The sequence below is a fragment of the Neoluteolibacter marinus genome, assembly GCF_014904755.1.
Lineage (GTDB): Bacteria > Verrucomicrobiota > Verrucomicrobiia > Verrucomicrobiales > Akkermansiaceae > Haloferula > Haloferula marina.
In genome coordinates this window covers 1-18,596 of the sequence record NZ_JACZFQ010000020.1, presented here as the reverse complement: position 1 = coordinate 18,596, position 18,596 = coordinate 1, and the positions used below count along the sequence as shown (strand labels likewise).

Genomic DNA, 18,596 nt, shown 5'->3' with positions numbered 1-18,596 from the left:
CCTGCATTTTCTAACCGCCCACGCGAGCGTACCACGCGTGGATCATTCCCGCCTGGAAGAACGGCACCGGGACGCCAAAGCCTCCCTCCATGACGATCGCGGGCACCCCCTCGCGCGGCAACACCGCCACATCCCGCTCGTAGGCCCCGCGCATCCGCTCCACTTCCTCCGCGGAAACGCCGCCGCCCTTCATCAAGCGGAACCAGGTCCCCAGCAAGCTGCGGCCCTCTTCCGTGGCGAAATCACAGGCAAGATCCGCGCTCACCAGCACACCCTCCCGGACCAGCCGCGCGGCAATCTCGCGGAAGAATCCCGCGCGCTCCGCCCGGTCCTGGATGAACTGCGAAACCAGCACGGACGTCGCGGCGTGAAAGGGTTCCCCCGCCGGCAAACTCTCGAGATAGCCCTCGTGAAACACGCATCGGCCGGCAATCCCCTGTTCCTCGGCCCGCGCCCTCAGGACATCCAGCATCGCCGCGGACGGTTCCACCGCGGTGAAACGCCAGCCGGGAAACCTCCCCGCGAGATAGAGCAGTTCCGCTCCGGTCCCCGCCCCCACGCAGAGGATCCTCGCCTCCTCCGGAAGCTCCGCCAACACCGCCCCGGTCAACAAGTGCAGGGCCCCGTTGATCGCCGCCAGGCCCTTCCATTTTTCATCGTAGGTCGATGCCTGCTGGTCGAACACCGCCTTGATCTGCTCCTTGTCCATCGATTCGAAATCCCGTTTCCCTTGTGCCGCTTGCCCGCATCAACCGGCCTTCCGCCGGGTCCGCTTCGGCTTCTCCATGAGCACCAGGTCGAGCAGCCCCGGAAAGCGCCGGTCGATTTCTTCCCGCCGCACCGAGGTCATGCAACGGGTACCCTCGGACCGGGTCAGCACCAGACCCGCGTCCCGCAGCACCGCGAAGTGATGGGACTTGGTCGCCTTCGAAACCTTCAGCTCCACCTCGTTGCACGCCAGTTCGCCGCCGTTCAAAAGCGCGCGCACGATCTCGATCCGGCACGGATCGGACAGGGCCTGCATCACCCCGGGCAGGGTCATCTCGCTGGCAGCCGGATGGGTGTAGGGTTTCATCGCGCCGGAAAGTAGCACGGCTCCTTTGTTCGACAATCGTCGAATTATTATTTGACGCTCCGGAAAGCCAGCTTAGAGGTTCGATGAAAATCGAACCAATCACCCCACCATGGAATACCGACAACTCGGCGGATCCGGCCTGAATGTTCCCGTCCTCACCCTCGGCACCGGCACCTTCGGTGGCGACGGCCCGCTCTTCTCCGCCTGGGGCAACACCGGCGTCAAGGAAGCCACCCGGCTGATCGACATCAGCCTGGAGGCCGGCCTCACCATGTTCGACAGCGCCGACGTCTACTCGGAGGGCAAGGCCGAGGAGATCCTGGGCAAGGCCATCGGCAAGCGCCGCGACCAGATCCTCATCTCGACCAAGGCGACCTTCCGCACCGGAGACGGCCCGAACGACCTCGGTTCGTCGCGCCACCACCTCACCCGCTCGATCGAGGCCAGCCTCAAGCGGCTCAACACCGATTACATCGACCTCTTCCAACTCCACGGCTTCGATGCCCGGACACCGGTCGAGGAAACGCTTTCCACCCTCGACGACTTTGTCCGCGCCGGAAAAATCCGCTACCTCGGCGTGTCCAATTTCTCCGGCTGGCACCTGATGAAGTCGCTGGCCGTTGCCGAGAAATACGGCTGGTCCCGCTACGTCGCCCACCAGGCCTACTATTCGCTGGTCGGCCGCAGCTACGAATGGGAGCTGATGCCGCTGGGCATCGACCAGAAGGTCGGCGCCGTCGTCTGGAGCCCGCTCGGCTGGGCCCGCCTCACCGGCAGGATCCGCCGCGGCACGCCGCCGCCGGCCAACTCGCGCATGACCTCGCAGCTCAATGCCGACATCGCCCCGCCGGTCGACGAGGAGTATCTCTACGGGGTCATCGACGTGCTGGACGAGATTGCCGCGGAGACCGGCAAGGCCGTCCCGCAGATCGCCATCAACTGGCTGCTCCAGCGCCCGACCGTCTCGACCATCGTCATCGGTGCCCGCAACGAGGAACAACTCCGCCAGAACCTCGGTGCCACCGGCTGGAACCTGACGAAGGAACAGGTCGCCCGCCTCGATGCCGCCAGCGCCACCCCTCTCGCCTATCCTTACTTCCACCAGGCCGGATTCGAACGAAATCCCTCGCCCGTTGCCTGAAACCATCCCTGATCCTCATGTCCACACTCCAACAACCTGTCCGCATCGGCGCCTGGGAGCTTCCCAACCGCCTCGTCATGGCCCCGCTCACCCGCTGCCGCGCCAGCGACGGCCGCGTCCCGAACGCCCTGATGGCCGAATACTACCGCCAGCGTAGTTCCGCCGGCCTGATCCTCGCCGAGGCCACCTCGATCTCGCCGCAGGGCGTCGGCTATCCCGACACCCCCGGCCTCTGGTCCGACGAACAGGTCGCGGGCTGGCGCCTCGTCACCGACGCCGTCCACGCCGCCGGCGGCCGCATCATCGCCCAGCTGTGGCACGTCGGCCGGGTCTCCGACCCTCACTACCTCGACGGCGCGCAGCCGGTTTCATCGAGCGACCTCCCCGCCAAGGGCCATGTCAGCCTGCTCCGTCCGCAGAAGCCCTACGATGCCCCGCGCCCGCTCGAACTCGCCGAGATCCCCGGCATCATCGCCGACTACCGCCGCGCCGCCGAGAACGCCCTGGCCGCCGGCTTCGACGGTGTGGAAATCCACGGTGCCAACGGCTACCTGCCGCACCAGTTCCTCAACGACGGCATCAACAAGCGCCAGGATTCCTACGGCGGCAGCATCGAGAACCGCGCCCGCTTCATGCTCGAAGCCGTCGACGCCGCGATCGCCGTGTGGGGCCCGGATCGCGTCGGCCTTCACCTTTCGCCCGACGCCGGCGACGATTCCGATCCCGCCGCGACCTACGGCCACGTCGCCCGCGAATGCAGCGCCCGCGGCATCGCCTTCCTCTTCGTGCGCGAAAGCCTCCAGGCCGAGCCGCGCTTCAGCAAGGGCCTCCGCGACGCCTTCAACGGTGCCTTCATCGCCAACCAGGAACTCTCGCGGGAAGCCGGCGAGCGCCTCGTCGAGTCCGGTGAAGCCGATGCCGTTTCCTACGGCCGCCTCTTCATCGCCAATCCCGACCTGGTCGAGCGCTTCGCCGCCGGTGCCCCGCTCAACGAGCCCGACCCGTCCACCTTCTACGGCGGCACGGAGAAGGGCTACACCGACTACCCGACGCTCGAAACCACCGCGGTCTGAATCCGGTCACTCCGGCCGGCGCGCCCCACCCCGCGCGCCGGCCGACTTCAAATCTCAGTTCACCCGGCACTCAACTCATGCCCCAGCTCGCGGACATCCCCTTGTCGGTGCTCGACCTTTCACCCATCGTGGAAGGCGGCACGGTCGCGGACAGTTTCCGCAACAGCGTCGACCTCGCCCGCCACGTCGAGACGCTCGGATACCGCCGCTTCTGGCTGGCGGAGCACCACAACATCCCCGGCATTGCCAGCGCCGCCACTGCCGTCCTCATCGGTCACGTCGCCGCCGCCACCACCACGCTGCGGATCGGATCCGGAGGCATCATGTTGCCAAACCATTCCCCCCTGGTCATTGCCGAGCAGTTCGGCACCCTCGAGACGCTCTATCCCGGCCGCATCGACCTCGGCCTCGGCCGCGCTCCCGGTTCCGACCAAAGCACTTCCCGCGCCCTGCGCCGCGACCCGTCGGCCGCCGACGATTTCCCCGACCAGGTCCAGGAACTCATCGGCTTGTTAGGCAGTCCGCTGCCCGGCCAGCGGGTGAAGGCGATCCCCGGCGCCAACACCCACGTCCCCGTGTGGCTGCTCGGTTCCAGCACCTTCAGCGCCAGCCTCGCCGCTCACCTCGGGCTGCCCTTCGCCTTCGCCGCCCACTTCGCGCCGCGCTTGCTCCACCAGGCGCTGGCGATCTACCGCGACAATTTCCAACCCTCCGCCGCCTGGCCGCAGCCGCACGCCATGGTCGGAGTTCCCGTCATCGCCGCCGAAAGCGACGAGCAGGCCCGATTCCTCTCCACCTCCGCCCAGCAGCAAATTCTCAACCTCATCCGCCACGTCCCCACCCCCGTGCCCCCGCCCGTGGCCACGATGGACGGGCGCTGGAGCCCCGCGGAGCGGGCCGCCGTCCAGGACTTCCTCGGTGCCGCCATCATCGGCGGACCCGACACCGTCCAACGCGAACTCGCCGCCTTCGTCGAATCCACCGCTGCCGACGAAATCATCATCCACTCCGGCTTCCACCGCCATCAGGACCGCCGCCGCTCCTACGAAATCGTCGCCGCCGCCAAGCGAGCATCGTCGGGCGGGCACCGGGCGCCGCGGGAGACCGGTCACTGATCGCCCGCCACTCACCCCTCCACCCGGGTCACCTTGTAGCCCTTCTTCTCCAACAGGGCCGGCACGCCGTCCTGGCTCGCATAGTGCCCGGCCCCGGCCGCGAAGAAATGCACCCCTTCCGGGCTCTTCTTCAGCACCGCATCGACGTAGTCCGCCATGATCACGTCGCGGTCCTTCAGAATCCGCTTCATCAGTTTTTTCATCACCGGGCTGTCCGCCCCGCCCGCCAGCTCGGCCATCCAGTCGTTGGCCAGCGCGTTGATCTTCTCGAGGTCTCCTGACAAATAGACCGCGACCGCTTCCTTCATCCGGTCCTTTTTTTCCTCCCGCTCCGTCTGCATGTAATCCAGCGCCGAGCCCAGGAACTCGACCTGCTCCTCCTCGCTCAACTCGTTGAAACCCGCGACCTGGTCCTTGATCTCCTGCATCCCCGCGGTCTTCTTGCCGTCCATCTCCGCCCGCTCCCAGAGCACCAGGTCCAGCGGCTTGATCCCCGCCAGCTGTTCCGACAGGTAGGGCAGGCTGTAGGCCATCATCCAGGTCTTCATCATCTGGAACGGCTTCGCGTCCAGCTCCGGGTTGATCGCCTTCAGTTCCGCGTCCAGCCGCGCCGACATCTTCTCTCCAATGACCTCGTCGAGCGTCTTGCCGTCGCCGCGCATCATCACCCCTATCGCCGCCATCTGGCTCGCCATGTCCAGCGCCACCTCGGCGTGAAACACGGTCGATGCCTTGAAAGCCTTCTCCGCTGCCGGATGCAGGGTCGTCACCGCCTTGTCGCCCAGATGCATCGTGCCGAAGAGATAGGACACCGCCCCGCCCTCCTGGCCCTCGATTTTCCACAGCAAAGGCTTCGCCGGAGCCTCACCGTCCGCCATCGCGGGAAGCACCAACATCGCCGCCGCAGCCACCAACCGGGACAAAAGGGAAATCATGCCGGAGATTGGCAAACCCCCTCCGCCCTTGGCGAGCCGGGATTCGCTTCTCCCGGCCCCAGCCCGGACGCCGCGCTTGCCCCTGGCCTTGCGACCCAATCCCCCGATGTGGATCCGGGCTGAAACCAACTCTGACGGAGGCTTCCCCGCCGCCCCGCGGATCAACTCCGCTCAATCGTCGCATGCCGTCCGTCTGCCCCACTACGGCCCTCCCGGACGTTCCGTCACCATGATGCACGGTAGAAGTAGACCCGGTTCGTGGTCTTATCCGCGGCATGCCGGCACAGCCGCTCCCCGTCACCCTCCCGCGGCGTGCCGATGGCCCCGGACCACGTGCCGGAAGGCCAGCACCAACAGCGCAAGGGCGAGGTAGAAGCCCTTCGGAGGAAGGGCCAGATAATACGCCATGGTCTTCCGCCCACGATGGTCCTTGCTCCAGGAATTCCAATCGTCCGGATCGTTCCCGGCCGAGAGCGATGCCCCGTCAGGCCCGGTGGAATACAGGCCGAACCCGACGTCCGTCTCCGCCGGGCAGAGATAGCGGTAGTGCTTGCCCCAAGGATCGACGGGCAGCTCGTCGAACAGCTGGATCCACGGCTTGTCGACCGGATAGGTAGCCGGCCTTTCGACCAAAGCAGCAAGCCCCTCTCCTTCGGCCGGCAACCGCCCGGCATGCTGCTCGAACGTCCGGACTCCCGCGGAAAGCAGGGCCATATCAGTTAGAGGGCGAATCTGATGACCCGCGGCGATACCACCGCCCAGCAACGGCGCGGACAGCGAGAAGAAAATCCATGCTCTCATTCCCTCCCGCATCCACCTGGAACACCAATCGCTTGAAGGAGTCGCGGAATCAATCAGCAGACTTCTCACACGCGGATGGCGAGCCCTTGCCGTCCATCGTTCGTTGCTTGCTCCCTCGGCTCGAAACAAGCCCGAAGACTCCAAGACGCTTGTCGTCTTCCGCGTGATCTCGCCACAGCAAATGCACGGCGGGGAATCCAACTGCCGATGACTCTGAACCGGCATCTTTCTTCCCGCACGACTGAGGCTATCCGACCCCGCCCTCAAGCCATGAATCCACCGACGGCCCCGGGCAAAATGGACACTTGAGAGCATTCCCGGTGACAAATCCCACGACCGTCGCACCTCGCCGCCACCATGATCTGGTAGTGGCCAACGCCGAGTCAGCCTAGTCCATGCTCTCCGAGATCTTGGTTTCCTCGGCAAATCTGGAAGAACCCGATAGACCTTCAATCTCACGGCCCTCAGCATCATGCTCAGTCCCGGATCGCCCCTCCAAAAAGGAAAGGACGAGGTACAACACGGTGCCCCCGACGGCGAAGAGCCCGACCGCCATGACGGGCAGACAACGGTAGATTGGGCCGGTGTAGAAGTAGCCACCCAAGCGAAGACTGATATCAGCTCCGGACACCACTCCTCCGACGAGGGCGATCAAAAACAGTGAGGCGAAAAATGCCGTGATGGCAAATGCCCAATCAATTGCCTGTTTGACTCTTGGATGCACCATGAAGGTGATTCTTCGCGGGATCGATAAACGCATGCCAAGAAAGTGGCGAGGCAGGGGTTCAATTCGCGCTCATTTTGGCGTTCGCCCTCACATGGGTCGAGCAAATGGGCACCCCGGCTTTGACGGGTTACCCGATTCTAATCGGACGCCGGGCTTGGCGTTCCGGTGATGAATCCGATCACCTCTTCACCATTCCTGAATTTCGGGCTCCATTCCGCGGCAACCGTCTCCGCAAACCTCCACTCCACCAACTGATTGCACTCGTTCCGTTACTGGTGGACCGGCTCGCCGCGGAGTAGAGCGTCGAGGTCCGTGCATTGTGTGACCTCGTACCACTTCACCTGGTAATCGACAGAGTCGGTCTCCCGCCCATCGACAAAACAATTGTATCGCGCAATCAGGAGCATGAGACCACGGACCAAAGGCGAAACCGTCAGCATTGTCATGTCCTGTTTCTTTTGCCGGCCCACATCGACCTGCAGCGAATGATCCTGCTCACCTCTTCCCCCGCCCTGAAAGTTCGGCCCCCGCTTCATGGTTACTGCCTGTACAGACTGCCTCGGCAGAGCCTCGTTGCGTTCGTGCCAATGGCGGTGGTGAAGCGCACTCCGGAGCATTGCACCGAGATTGCTTTCATCGGGAACCTCTCTTCATCTCGCCTTCCTGCAGACTGTGGAAGCGTCTCCCAACGCCACCCCTACTCTCCGTCCAGCGGATCCGGGCAGCGGTCGCGCAGGCGGCACCGGGTGCAGTGGTCGCCGATGAACAAGGCATCGACCCACTCTACCAGCTTCACCAGGTCGGCGGCCTCGTCGGTCAGGAAGCCGGCCTCGAAGTTCCGCTTGTCGGCATGTTTCGCCCCCATCCCCGCACCGGTCAGGTTGGGGGAACCGACGAAGGCGCGCTTGCCATCGGCAATCACCGCCTTGGTGTGGACACGCGGGCACAGCACCCGTTCGAACAAGTCGCTCTCGACGAGCACGGGGTAGCGGTCGAAGTCCGCGCGGAAGCGTGGCCCCGGTTCTTTGGCATGGATCAACCGCACCGCCACCCCCGCCTCGACGAGTTCCGCCAGCACCTGCAGGAACGGCACCGAGCGGCGACCACGGGCAACGTGCATGTCCTTGATGTCGGCGGTGACGATCCACAGGAAACGCCGCGCCGACGGAACCAATTCCCCGATCACCCGGGGATGGATCTCCTCGTTGAGGATCAATTCGCGCACGGGATCGAGTGAAGCGCATCGCCGGCCGGAGGCAAGGGATTGAAGATCGGAGATCTCTGGATGCCGATCTGGAGTAACCGGATCGTCCACCTTCCCTCACATTACCGGTCCGGGCATCAGTCCCTGAAAGTAGTGGTCCCGAAGCGTGCCGTCGAAGCGGCCGCCGCGCAGACAACACTGCTTGAAACCGGCGGCTCGATCCACACGGGCAGGGATCGTTCCTGCCCAGTTTTTCGTGGAGTTCCTTGTCGCCGTGGACAATTCGGACGCCCCTCTTGACGCGGGTCTCGGACGGGAAGCCCCGCTTGCGCTTACTTGTCGGTTCGAAAAAACCGACCCTCTTGGTATTCGTGATGTTCGTTCATCATGACCTCCTTGTGGGCTGAGCCGCGGAAGCTAACGCCCCTTCACCGCACGTCCAGCACAACGAAAGGCAAATGGAAGAAAGCAGAATGCATGAATTCAGATCCGGCCTCCAAACCTCTGATCACGCGGCACCCGCATCAAAGCTGCCTTTCCACCGGCAAGCACCGGATCGCTCCGACGACCCACCGCTGCCACCACGTCGAATTCGGATCCTTCTGGTAGCGAACCTCGTGACCGTCGTGGTCCTCGGTCGTCCACACCAGCGCCCCGTCCTCGCCGCGGATCACCCGGTAGCTGTTCGTCGGCTTCGTCCCGGCATCCAGGAAGGCCGTCACTTGCTCCGCGAGTTCCTCGCTCTCGACGTAGAGACCGGCCTCGGTGTTGATCGAACCCGACCGCGGGTCGAGGTTGAAGCTGCCGATGAACACATCCCGCCGGTCGAAGACGATCGCCTTGGTATGGAGGCCTGCCAGCGACTTCGCCGACACCAGACGCTGCCGGATGTCGTCCGGATCCGGGCGGAATTCATACAGCTCCGCGCCCGTGCCGATCACCTCCGCCCGGTGCTTCGAGTAACCGGCGTGCGCCGCGAGCACGTCGTTCGACGCCAGGGAATTGGTCAGGATCCGCACCCGCCGGCCCTTCTCGTGGAGCTCGCGCAAGGTCTCGACCGCCCGCTCCCGCGGCACGAAGTAGGCGGACTCGATCAACAGCTCGGATTCCAGCCGATCCAGACGCTGGTAGAGCGCCTCGGTCATCCGCCCTGTGCCGGTCTTCTCGCGGATCGAAGAGGGATCGTCCCACACCACCCGTCCCGGCGCCCACACCAGATCGTCGCGGATCGCCTCCAGGGATGCGACCATCGCGTCGGTGTCGCGCTCCAGTGGATGGGGATAATGGTCGGCCGCGATCTTGCCGCGCATCACCGCCAGGCCCTGTACGAGGTCCGCCGGGGATCGCTCCCGGCCCGTGATTTCCCGGATTGGCACGGCCCAGTCGCCGCCCCAGAAGCGATCAAACACCGCCGTGGTCTCCCGCACCACCGGCCCCACCGCCGCCAGGTCCAGGTCGCGGAAGTTTGAATCCGGATCCACCTCGAAGTAGTGATCACCCACGTTGCGGCCGCCGACGATCGCCACCGCCCCGTCCATCACCATGATCTTGTTGTGCATCCGGTGGTTGATCCGCTCCGGGTTCGTCAGGAAGTCCAAGGCCCGAACCCGCCGGTTGCGGAACGGGTTGAAGATCCGGATCTCGACGTTCGGATGGGCGTCCAGGCAGGCGACCATGTCGTCGCGTCCCGAAAGGTTGATGTCGTCCAACAGCACCCGCACTTTCACCCCGCGGTCGGCAGCCCGGATCAGGCGCTCGGCGAGGATCCGCCCGGTCGCGTCTGCCCCCCAGATGTAGTACTGCACGTCCAGCGTCCGCTCCGCCAGTTCGGTCAGCGCCACCCGGGCCGTCAGGGCCGCACGGCCGAACCGGATCAGCGCGAAGCCCGACTTCCCGGGATGCCGGGCCGCCGCCTCATCGAACAAGCAGGCCGCCGCCATCCGCCCCGCGGTCCGGGATTCCGCGGTCGGGCTTCCTGCGTGATCGACGGCACTCATCGTAGCGGCTCCTTGCTGGGTTTCCGGTGCACCGGGCGTCCGGGAGCTCATTGAACGCCGCGCCCCACCGGTCGACCGGCCCGGCGGCTCCACCGTCCCGATCCACCCTCGACCATCCCTCCCCGCCACCAAACTTGTCGAGCCGAATCCAGCCCGTCCTTACAACCACAGCCCTTCACCCCGCCGCCCCGGCCTCCGCCGCCGGTGAATTGGACGCAGGCCGGAAAACCACCCCGAGGATCTCCCAGGAAATCACATACAGCGAGCAGATCACCGGCCCGACGATGAAACCCATCATCCCGAACATCATGATCCCGCCCAGCGTCCCCACCAGCACCAGCAGGTCGGGCAGCTTCGCCGCCTTGCCCACCAGCTTCGGCCGCAGCAGGTTGTCGAGGCTGCCGACCACGCCGCCGCACCATACCAGCAGCAAGGTCCCCGTCATCCATTCCCCGCGGATGTAGGCCAGGATCACCACCGGCCCCCAGACCAGCGCCGTACCGATCCCCGGCAGCAGGGAAAACACCACCATCAGCAGCCCCAGGAACACCGGGCTACCGACTCCCGCCACCGCCAGCGCCGCACCGTTCAAGCCGCCCTGGATCAGGCCGATCAACAGCGTCCCTTTCAGGGTCGAACGCGTCACCACCACGAACCGCCGCAGCACCCGGTTCTTGTTCGACTCCGTCATCGGAATGAGCTTCTTCACCCGACGCAGGATCGTGGTTCCGTGGATCAGGTAAAAGTACATGGCATAGCCCATGATGAACAGCTCCAGGAGAAACCCGGCCAGGCCCACCGTCAGGTCGGAGGCCTTGCGCACAAGGAGGTTCGCCAACGCCCCGCCGGCCTCGCCCAGCTTTTGCGCTGCCACCTCCGGCGTCGGCAATAGCTTCGCCAGCGACGGCACCTGTCGCTCGATCCATTCCAGCCCCTGGTCCACGCTCGAATGCTCCAGCTGCTTCGTCACCTCCGGCATCACCCGGTCGGACATCTCCACCGCCTGCTGCGCCGCGACCGCCGCCAAAACCCCGCCGAATCCCAGCAGCAGCACTGACACCCCCATCACGGTGATCCCCGACGCCAGCCACGGTTTCCCCACCCGGTCCAGCCACCACAAGTAGGTCGGGTGGAGCAGCCCCGCGAAAATCGCCCCCAGGAACATCGGGCGGAGGAAATCCCGGATCATCCACAACATCAGGAACGTCATTCCGAAGGCAAACGCGAGGATCACCACCTTCCGCGGCGACGCGACTTTCCTGACGCTGGCCATAGCGACCAGAGGATCACTCCCGTTCCCACTTGGCAAGTCCGCTCCGGCCGCCGGACACCTCCGATTCGTCTGATTCGCACGATTCGTGCCCCCCTTTCCCGCACGATCCACCGGCCTTGTGGATCGGCCGTCCGCCCTATCACCGTCGATCCTCATTTTTGCCGATCTCTCCGGCAAAACCATGACAATTCGAAGCACCCTTCACCTAACATCACACGGGAACTGCAGAATCTCTTGGACTTTGTTTTCCCGCGGGACTATGCCCGCCGATGCTCGAAAAGCAGGACTCCGGGTGGAGCCGATGAGAGCAACCAACCTCACAACAATCGACATATGAACTCCTTGATTGAGTCTCTCGGTGCGCTCGTCACACCGGACATCGCCAAAAAAGTGGCGAAGCACCTCGGCGTTGACGCCGGCATGGTCGAAAAAGGCGCCAAAATCCTCGGTGCCCTCGCGGTCGGCAACCTCGCGCGCAAGGCGGCCCATCCTTCCGGGGCCAGCGCCGCCTTCCAGGCCCTGCCCCAGCGCGAACAGCCCGGGCTCCTCTCCTCGCTCCTCACCGCCCTCAAGGGCGATATGCCCGACGAAACCGCATCCGACCGCATGCACGCCATGTTCGGCGGCGGCGCCAACTCGATGGTCTCCGCCCTCAGCAAGAAACTCGGCTTCAACGTCGGGCCGCTCGCCGCCATGCTCGCGCCCCTCGTCGGCCAGCACCTCGCCAAGGCGGTGAAACAAAAGAGCCTCGATGCCGGCGGCTTCGGCAAAATGTTGCAAGACGGCTTCAAAGCCTTCCGCGAGGACCCGGCCCACGCCGAAAGCGCCGCCCTCGTCGATGCCGCCCTCGACGTCGGTGACCAGGCCGAACATCTCCGCGCCCGCTTCACGCCCCACGAACTCGAGGAAGTCCACATCGCCCCGATGGCTGCCTGCGCCTTCATCGCCAAGGCCTCCCCCTCCGGCCTCAGCGGATCCCTCGCCGAGTTCAAGGCCGCCAACCGCGTCAGCATGGAGCTCCTCAAGGACGCCTCCCCCATTTCCCTGCTCGGCTCCCTCTTCGGTGGCGGTCTCAGCTCCGCCGAAGCCGCCGAGCTCAAGCGTGAGGCCCAGGGCGACGGCCAGGAACTGCTCCGCACCATCCACGAAAGTGCCGAGATCGTGAAAACCAAGGCCCCCGCGGAAATGGACACCTTCCGCCGCCTCGTCAACGACGTCGCCCGCAACGTCGCCGAGGCCACCAAGGAAGGCGGCTTCCTCGGCTTCGGCGGCCGCCAGGTCAGCGACAAGGAGCAAGCCGCCATGGAGCGCATCGCCGCCGCCGTCGCCTGATCCCCCCGGAACCCCGCCAGCGGTGGTCGCCCCCCGCCACCCTGGCGCATTCCCCGCCCAACGGTCGGATCTCGCACTTCAAATTTCGAATCACGGATCAGGGATCAGGGATCAGGGATCACCTGGCACTTCCTCACCCGGTCCGCCACCCACGCCTCTTCCTGGTTCATCTCATTCGCCCGGTAAAACTTCCCGAGCCCCGCGTAGCGCCCAAGCGGGTCGAAGCGGATGGCATGGTGCAGCTTCCGCAGGCACACGGGACAAAGGTGCATCGGCGTCGAGTCGGCTTCGACGAGGTGGTTCGCGCCGTTCATGTTGCACTCGTAGTAGATGCAGTGACGGATGCCGAACATGTGCCCCATCTCGTGGGTCAGCACCTTCGCGGCCCGGCGCAGCACCAGGGCCTCCGTCCCCGCATCTCCCACGCCGCCGGTCCAAGCCGGATGATAGCGGGCGAAGCTGAAAACCCCGACCCGGTTCCGCGTCGATGCCTGACCGAAGACGAAGTTCCAGTTCTCGTCCGGATAGAGGTCGGTCATGGTCACCGCAATCATGGCATAGCCATCCTTTGGCAGTTTCCCTGGCAACCAGCGCAGGAGGTCGGTGCTCTTCCACTGCTTCTTTCCCGACATGCCATTGATCCGCCCCTTCGCCGGCACCTCGGCATCCGCCAGCACCGGCAGCATTTCCACCGGCATCGGATGATAATAGGCGGCGGTGTAGTCTTTCAGCTTCGCCAGATCCGGAGCGATTCCCTTCTCAAAACCGCCGATCGGCAAAATGTAGAGCTTCCCCCGGCCCGCATTTGGAACGTTCGGCCGGGACCCGAGGTATTCATTGAAGGTTTGTCCCGGTTCCTCATGCGTCGCCAGCCAGTCCAGGCCGCCGGGTTCCTTCTTCGCCTGGAACTCACCATGATCCATGAAGGCCTGCCGCAGGGGTGGTTCGAGCGAAAGCAAGGACCCGGCGGCCGACTCACGCTCGCTGCGCGACGGCGGGACGAACACCGCCGCGGCCACCCCGCCGGTGACAAGGGACAAGAGATAGAACCGGCGGAGACCTGGGACTCGATTCCGAAGCATCCCACTATCAACGCGACTGGCCCGGAGTATCCTAGGAAAAACCAAGATTCCCGTCCGAGCCCTCGAAAAGGACGCTGCTCGACACATTTCCCCGGTCAACAGAACCAGGCAACCTACCATTTTACCGGCAATCCCTTCCGGCAGACGTGCCGTAGGCATTTACTCCGAGCCGTCCGGAGCGAAAGGATCCGCGTCTGGATCCACGCGATTTTCAAAAGCCGATCTCTGGCTGCTAGCGATCCGCTCGAGTAAAGTTCCATCCGCTTCATAGACCCCTTTTCCATACTCGTAAGCCATCCATTTTCCCGAATTCTTGCTTTTACCGATCCAAATCACGCGCCGATCTGGAGGTTCCCCCGATGCAAGGAAATCCTGCCAGTCAACCCGCGACCCGTCATGTGGATCAACATGATCTTCCGTCGGATATCGCGGCGGCCGTCCACTCGCTTCCTCAAGACGTCGGGTCTCCTTGAGGAATTCGCGCATGACCTCGGTCTGCTCCTCAAGGATTGATAGTGGACTCCTCCGGTTCCACCGGTTTCCCCATTTGTGACCGGTCTGCAACCCAACGAGATAGGTTCCATAGTTCTGATCACTGTACCAAATTTGCTGAATCAGATGCCGCCGGGTGATCGGATCAATGCCGTCAATGCCATTGATATTCAGCCCAGCGCGCCATCCGATCGCCCGATTCTGTGCCTCCACCTGAGCTTGCAACCCCTCGATCTCGGCCCGAAGCCCGACCACCTTCGCCGTCTCCGAGCGTTTCTGGCCAGCAAAGTAGCTACCTGCGATCAAACCGGCCGCCAGTAGGACAGTTACGACAATTCGGATCGCCTTCATATCGACTTCGAACAGGCAACACCATGGAAAGAGTGCTCTCCAGATAAAACGTCCCGCCGCCCTCGTGGGGCTCGACTCGTCCCTGATGCCTCGAGCGAAATCAAAGATCAAGCTCCGCCGCTCAACACCTCCACTGCTTGCAAACACGCCGCGGTGCGGGTCTCGACATGGAGCGACTCGAAGATCTCCAGCACGTGCTTCTTCACGGTGCTTTCACTGATGCCGAGGATGGTGGCGATGTCGCCGTTGGTCTTGCCCTGGGCGAGCCACAGCAGGGTCTCGGCGACCCGCGGGGTCAGGCCAAAGGCCTCCTGCAGCGGCTTGGCCGAATCGAAGTCCGGCTTGAACTCGCTCACCGCGGCCTGGGCCGCGCGGGTCAGGCGGGAACCGATTGCCGCCAGAAGTTCGGCCTTGGCGACCGGCTTGGTGAGATAGTCGTCGGCGCCGAGGTTCATCCCTGAGCGGATGTCCGGTTTCTCGCCCTTGGCGGTGAGGAAAATGAAGGGCGTCGCCTTGGTGACCGGCTCGGCACGCAACTGGCCCAGCACGCCGTAGCCGTCGAGCTCCGGCATCATCACGTCGCAGAGGATGAGGTCCGGCTTTTCCTGCAAGGCCGTCGCGACCCCGACCCGGCCGTTCTCGGCGACCACCGGGTTGAACTTCTCGAGCCGCAGGATGGTCGCCAGGTTGCGGCGCATCTCCGGTTCGTCTTCGATGATGAGGATCGTCTTCTTCATGGATCAAGCGGGTGACAGGGGGATGGTGATGGTGAAGCGGGTGCCGCCACCGGGGCGGTTGTCGACCTGCAGGTGGCCGCCGTGGAGCTCGACGCTCTGCTTGACGATGACCAGCCCGAGGCCGGTGCCCGGGGTCTGGCCGACATTCGAGCCACGGCGGAAGGCCTCGAACAGGACCGGCAAGTCCTCCTCAGGGATGCCGATCCCGCGGTCGCGGACCCAGAACACCAGGGCGCCGTCGGTACAACCGGCGCGGAAGGAAACCGGCTGACCGGCCGGCGAGTACTTCACCGCGTTGCTGAGGAGGTTGAGCAGGATGTGGCGCAGCAGCCGCTCATCGGCACAGGCCTCGGCCGGGAGGCCGCTGGTGGAGAACTCGATCGGGCAGCGGGCATCAGTGGTCGAGCGCACCTCATCGACCAGGCGGCGGCACAGCCCGGCGAGGTCGAGCGGCCGCGGCGTGAACTCCATCCGGCCGGAGTCGAGCCGGCCTAACAAGAGCACGTCCTCCATCAGCCCGGCCATTCGCCGCGAGTTCTTGATGATCGACTGCAACTGCTCGCGCCGCTCTTCCGGATCGAGTTGGTCGAGGTAGTCGTTGAGGATCTCCGCCGAGGACTGGATGATGCCGAGCGGCGTGCGGAACTCGTGCGAGACCATCGAGACAAAGTTGCTCTTGAGCTGGTTGAGCTCGCGTTCGCGCTCCAGCGCGCGGGTCAGCTCCTGTTCGGCGCGCTTGCGCTCGGAGATGTCGGTGACCACCGCCTGCATCAGGTAGCGGTCGCCGTTGGGGATGCGGCTGAGCACGACCTCCAGCGAAACGCTGTGACCCGCGGCATGGCGGTGGGTCCACTCGAAGCGCGAGGTGCCCGACTCGAGGCAACGCTGGATCTCGCGCCGGGCCACCGTCTCGGAACGCTCGCCATTCGGCTGGAACTCCGCCGCGAACTCGGCGGGATGGCGGCCGGCGAAGTCCGCGGCATCGATGCCGAACAGCGCCGCGGCGGCGGGATTAACCTCGGAAAAGCAGGTGTTCTCGTCGTGCAGCATCACCCCCTGGCTCGATTCCTCGAAAAGGGTACGGAACTTCTTCTCCGACTCGCGCAGGGCCTGCTCGGCCTGCTTGCGGACGGTCACATCCTGGGCAATCCCCCACAACTCGTTCTGGCCGTCGGCGCCCTGGATCATCATGCCGCTGAGCACGATCGGGATGCGGTGGCCGTCGCGGTGGATATACTCCTTTTCGAAAGGCCCGAAGCGGCCGGTCTCGCGGACGATCTCAAGGATCTGTTCCTCCTGCGCCTGGTACTCGATCGGCGTGACGTCCCAGTAGCTCAAATCCAGCACCTCTTCCGGATCGTAGCCGAGCATCCGGGCGAAGGACGGGTTCACCTGGCGGAACTGCCCGTCCCAGCTGACCCGCGCCATGCCCAGCGGCGACAGCTCGAACAAGGCCTTGAAGCGTTCCTCCGACTCACGCAGCTCGGCGGTGCGTTCGGCGATCCGGCGCTCCAGCGACTGGTTGAGTTCATTGATCTCCTCGCCCGCCCGCTTGCGGTCGGTCTGATCCTCGTGGACGCAGACGACCTCGACCAGTTTCCCCTCGGAGTCGAAGACCGGGAACATCGTCGAGCCGATCCAGCGCACGCCGCGCGACTCGCGTTCCGTGCCGATGCGCATCTCGAAGGGGATCGGGGGAATCACCACCACTTCCCCGGCGAAGGCACGCTCGATCAGCAGGTTCATCCCCGCCGCCTCGAGCTGCGGGTCGGTGCGGATGTTGAATTCATGCAGGTCCGGCAACACCGGTCCGAATAGCTTGCGAAAGGCGGCATTGCCCTGCCGGCTGGTGCCATCCGGCGCGAAGACCTGCACGCTCATCGGTGCCTGGTCGAACAAGCGCTGCCAGCGCGATTCGGAGACGTGAAGGTCGCCCTCGATCCGTTTGGTCCGCTCGATGTTGCGGGTCGCTGTTAGAATGAGCGTGCGGTCGCCGTCGCTGAGCGCGGTGGCGGTCACATCGACGTGGGTCAGGATCCCGTCGAGCCGTTTCATCGTCCACTCGAAGCGATGGCTCCCCTGCTCCAGGGTCCGCCGCACCGCTTCCCGAGCGACGTCCGCCGAGGGCCGGCCGTCGGCCTGGAACTCCGGGGCCAGCGCCGAGGGCGGCAGGCCGCACAGGTCCCCGGGGGATCCCGCACCGGCAGCGACGGCCGAGGCATGGTTGCTGGCCACGAAGGTCCCGCTCACCGGGTCGAGCAAGGCCAGCGCATCCGCGCTCCGCTCGAAGAGCAGGCGGAACCAATCGCCGCCCGCGGAGGCGGGGTCGAGGGCGCTGGCCGACGGGAAATCCATGGCCGGGATATGGCCGATTCCGCAGCCCTTGGAAAGGCGCGGCTGCTACACCTTTCGGCCCATTTACGCCTGGGCCCGCCTCGCCCACGGTGGCCGCCCTCCCGGTCACCAGCGGGAGCCCCATCATGGACATCCATCTCGTCATCGTCTTCGGACTCGGCCTGTGGCTGGCGGTCATGACCCTGTCCGACGAACCCCTCGAATTCACCGACCGGCCGGGGCGCAGCAAGCTCGCCAGGTCCAGCCATACGGATCCCGGCCACGACGGCCTCAGCGCCGACGACCAGCCGCTCCACTGAGTCCGCCCGATTGCCCCTTTCGGCCCATTTACGACATGCACCGTAGTCGCCGATGCTCACCGACACTTCCCCATCATGAGATTCCCAAGCCTCCTCGCCATCGCGCTGGCCTGCATGAACCCAGCGGCCCTCCACGCCGCCACCCCCGCAAGCCCGCACTGCCACTTCGATTCCCTCGGCCGTTTCCGGGTCGAGCTGGAGATCCCCGCCGGTACCCGCCAGGCGGTATTGGAAATGACCCCCGACCTCGCTTCGCCGTGGCGCAAGATGCTGGCCTGCCCCACGGACGGCCGGGCCGCAAAGGTCACCTTCCGCCTGCCGGCCCAGGGAGCCCGCTGCTTTGCCCGCATCGCCACCTCCAGCAACACCAGCTTGCCCCCCGTCGAGCTTGCCGATCCCGACCTGGTCTCGGTGCGCTACGGCCCGGCCGTCGCGGAGGAGGTGAAGGTCGTCTTCCTCTCCAGCGCCGCGGCGAAGATGCGCGAGTGGGCGTCCCTGCCCGCCGCCAGCTACCATGCCAACCTCATCGCCTGGGCCATGACCCAGCCCAACGTCGCCAGCGCCGAGCTGTCGGAGGTGGCCGGCAACGTCAGCATCCGCTTCACCG

18 protein-coding genes are annotated in these 18,596 nt (G+C 65.0%); 6 read left to right on the top strand and 12 right to left on the bottom strand.

Annotated features, from left to right (window positions below; translation table 11 throughout):
• Positions 1-10: 10 nt before the first annotated feature.
• Entirely contained in the window at positions 11-709 is a 699-nt protein-coding gene (locus tag IG178_RS04445) for a class I SAM-dependent methyltransferase (RefSeq protein ID WP_193211319.1), read from the bottom strand.
• A 39-nt stretch (positions 710-748) separates the two neighbouring features.
• Positions 749-1,075 (bottom strand): ArsR/SmtB family transcription factor, encoded by a 327-nt coding sequence (locus tag IG178_RS04440; protein WP_193211318.1) that lies wholly within the window; start codon positions 1,073-1,075, stop codon positions 749-751.
• A gap of 109 nt (positions 1,076-1,184) precedes the next feature.
• Between IG178_RS04440 and IG178_RS04435 the strand changes: the two genes are divergently transcribed.
• From IG178_RS04435 to IG178_RS04425, 3 genes are all read left to right on the top strand, one after another.
• Entirely contained in the window at positions 1,185-2,216 is a 1,032-nt protein-coding gene (locus IG178_RS04435) for an aldo/keto reductase (RefSeq protein ID WP_193211317.1), read from the top strand.
• A 17-nt stretch (positions 2,217-2,233) separates the two neighbouring features.
• Entirely contained in the window at positions 2,234-3,289 is a 1,056-nt protein-coding gene (locus IG178_RS04430; RefSeq protein ID WP_193211316.1) for an alkene reductase, read from the top strand.
• 77 nt (positions 3,290-3,366) lie between these two features.
• Positions 3,367-4,404, top strand: a complete 1,038-nt coding sequence (locus tag IG178_RS04425) for an LLM class flavin-dependent oxidoreductase (RefSeq protein WP_193211315.1) — start codon at positions 3,367-3,369, stop codon at positions 4,402-4,404.
• A gap of 11 nt (positions 4,405-4,415) precedes the next feature.
• Here IG178_RS04425 and IG178_RS04420 read toward each other — a convergent pair whose 3' ends face one another.
• The 6 genes from IG178_RS04420 to IG178_RS04390 form a co-directional block, all read right to left on the bottom strand.
• The gene (locus IG178_RS04420; protein WP_193211314.1) at positions 4,416-5,339 is read right to left on the bottom strand and encodes a TraB/GumN family protein; all 924 of its coding nucleotides are present in this window, start codon (positions 5,337-5,339) and stop codon (positions 4,416-4,418) included.
• Positions 5,340-5,636: 297 nt separating this feature from the next.
• Positions 5,637-6,140, bottom strand: coding sequence for a type II secretion system protein GspG (locus IG178_RS04415; protein ID WP_193211313.1), 504 nt, complete (start codon positions 6,138-6,140; stop codon positions 5,637-5,639).
• Between the two features lie 388 nt (positions 6,141-6,528).
• On the bottom strand, positions 6,529-6,900 hold the full coding sequence (locus IG178_RS04410) for a hypothetical protein (protein ID WP_193211312.1): 372 nt from the start codon (positions 6,898-6,900) through the stop codon (positions 6,529-6,531).
• A 664-nt stretch (positions 6,901-7,564) separates the two neighbouring features.
• Positions 7,565-8,092: a phospholipase D-like domain-containing protein gene (locus tag IG178_RS04405; RefSeq protein ID WP_343225924.1), complete on the bottom strand. Its 528-nt coding sequence runs from the start codon at positions 8,090-8,092 to the stop codon at positions 7,565-7,567.
• A 503-nt stretch (positions 8,093-8,595) separates the two neighbouring features.
• The gene (locus tag IG178_RS04395; protein WP_193211311.1) at positions 8,596-10,068 is read right to left on the bottom strand and encodes a phospholipase D family protein; all 1,473 of its coding nucleotides are present in this window, start codon (positions 10,066-10,068) and stop codon (positions 8,596-8,598) included.
• Between the two features lie 175 nt (positions 10,069-10,243).
• Positions 10,244-11,341, bottom strand: a complete 1,098-nt coding sequence (locus IG178_RS04390; RefSeq protein WP_193211309.1) for an AI-2E family transporter — start codon at positions 11,339-11,341, stop codon at positions 10,244-10,246.
• Between the two features lie 333 nt (positions 11,342-11,674).
• Between IG178_RS04390 and IG178_RS04385 the strand changes: the two genes are divergently transcribed.
• Positions 11,675-12,673: a DUF937 domain-containing protein gene (locus IG178_RS04385; protein ID WP_193211307.1), complete on the top strand. Its 999-nt coding sequence runs from the start codon at positions 11,675-11,677 to the stop codon at positions 12,671-12,673.
• Between the two features lie 104 nt (positions 12,674-12,777).
• On the opposite strand, the gene IG178_RS04380 is transcribed toward IG178_RS04385, so the two are convergent.
• The 4 genes from IG178_RS04380 to IG178_RS04365 all read right to left on the bottom strand — a co-directional run bounded on the left by IG178_RS04380 (position 12,778) and on the right by IG178_RS04365 (position 17,690).
• Positions 12,778-13,713: an archaemetzincin gene (locus IG178_RS04380; protein WP_193211305.1), complete on the bottom strand. Its 936-nt coding sequence runs from the start codon at positions 13,711-13,713 to the stop codon at positions 12,778-12,780.
• A 201-nt stretch (positions 13,714-13,914) separates the two neighbouring features.
• Complete coding sequence (locus IG178_RS04375) at positions 13,915-14,598, bottom strand: hypothetical protein (RefSeq protein ID WP_193211303.1); 684 nt, start codon at positions 14,596-14,598, stop codon at positions 13,915-13,917.
• A 107-nt stretch (positions 14,599-14,705) separates the two neighbouring features.
• A complete protein-coding gene (locus IG178_RS04370; RefSeq protein ID WP_193211302.1) occupies positions 14,706-15,335 on the bottom strand; it encodes a response regulator transcription factor in 630 nt (209 codons plus the stop codon).
• Between the two features lie 3 nt (positions 15,336-15,338).
• Positions 15,339-17,690, bottom strand: a complete 2,352-nt coding sequence (locus IG178_RS04365; RefSeq protein ID WP_193211301.1) for a sensor histidine kinase — start codon at positions 17,688-17,690, stop codon at positions 15,339-15,341.
• Between the two features lie 125 nt (positions 17,691-17,815).
• Here IG178_RS04365 and IG178_RS04360 point away from each other — a divergent pair, with 125 nt between their 5' ends.
• Positions 17,816-17,989, top strand: a complete 174-nt coding sequence (locus tag IG178_RS04360) for a hypothetical protein (RefSeq protein ID WP_193211300.1) — start codon at positions 17,816-17,818, stop codon at positions 17,987-17,989.
• Positions 17,990-18,064: 75 nt separating this feature from the next.
• Positions 18,065-18,596, top strand: a 532-nt coding sequence (locus IG178_RS04355) for a hypothetical protein (protein WP_193211299.1), incomplete at its 3' end; no start/stop codon positions are given.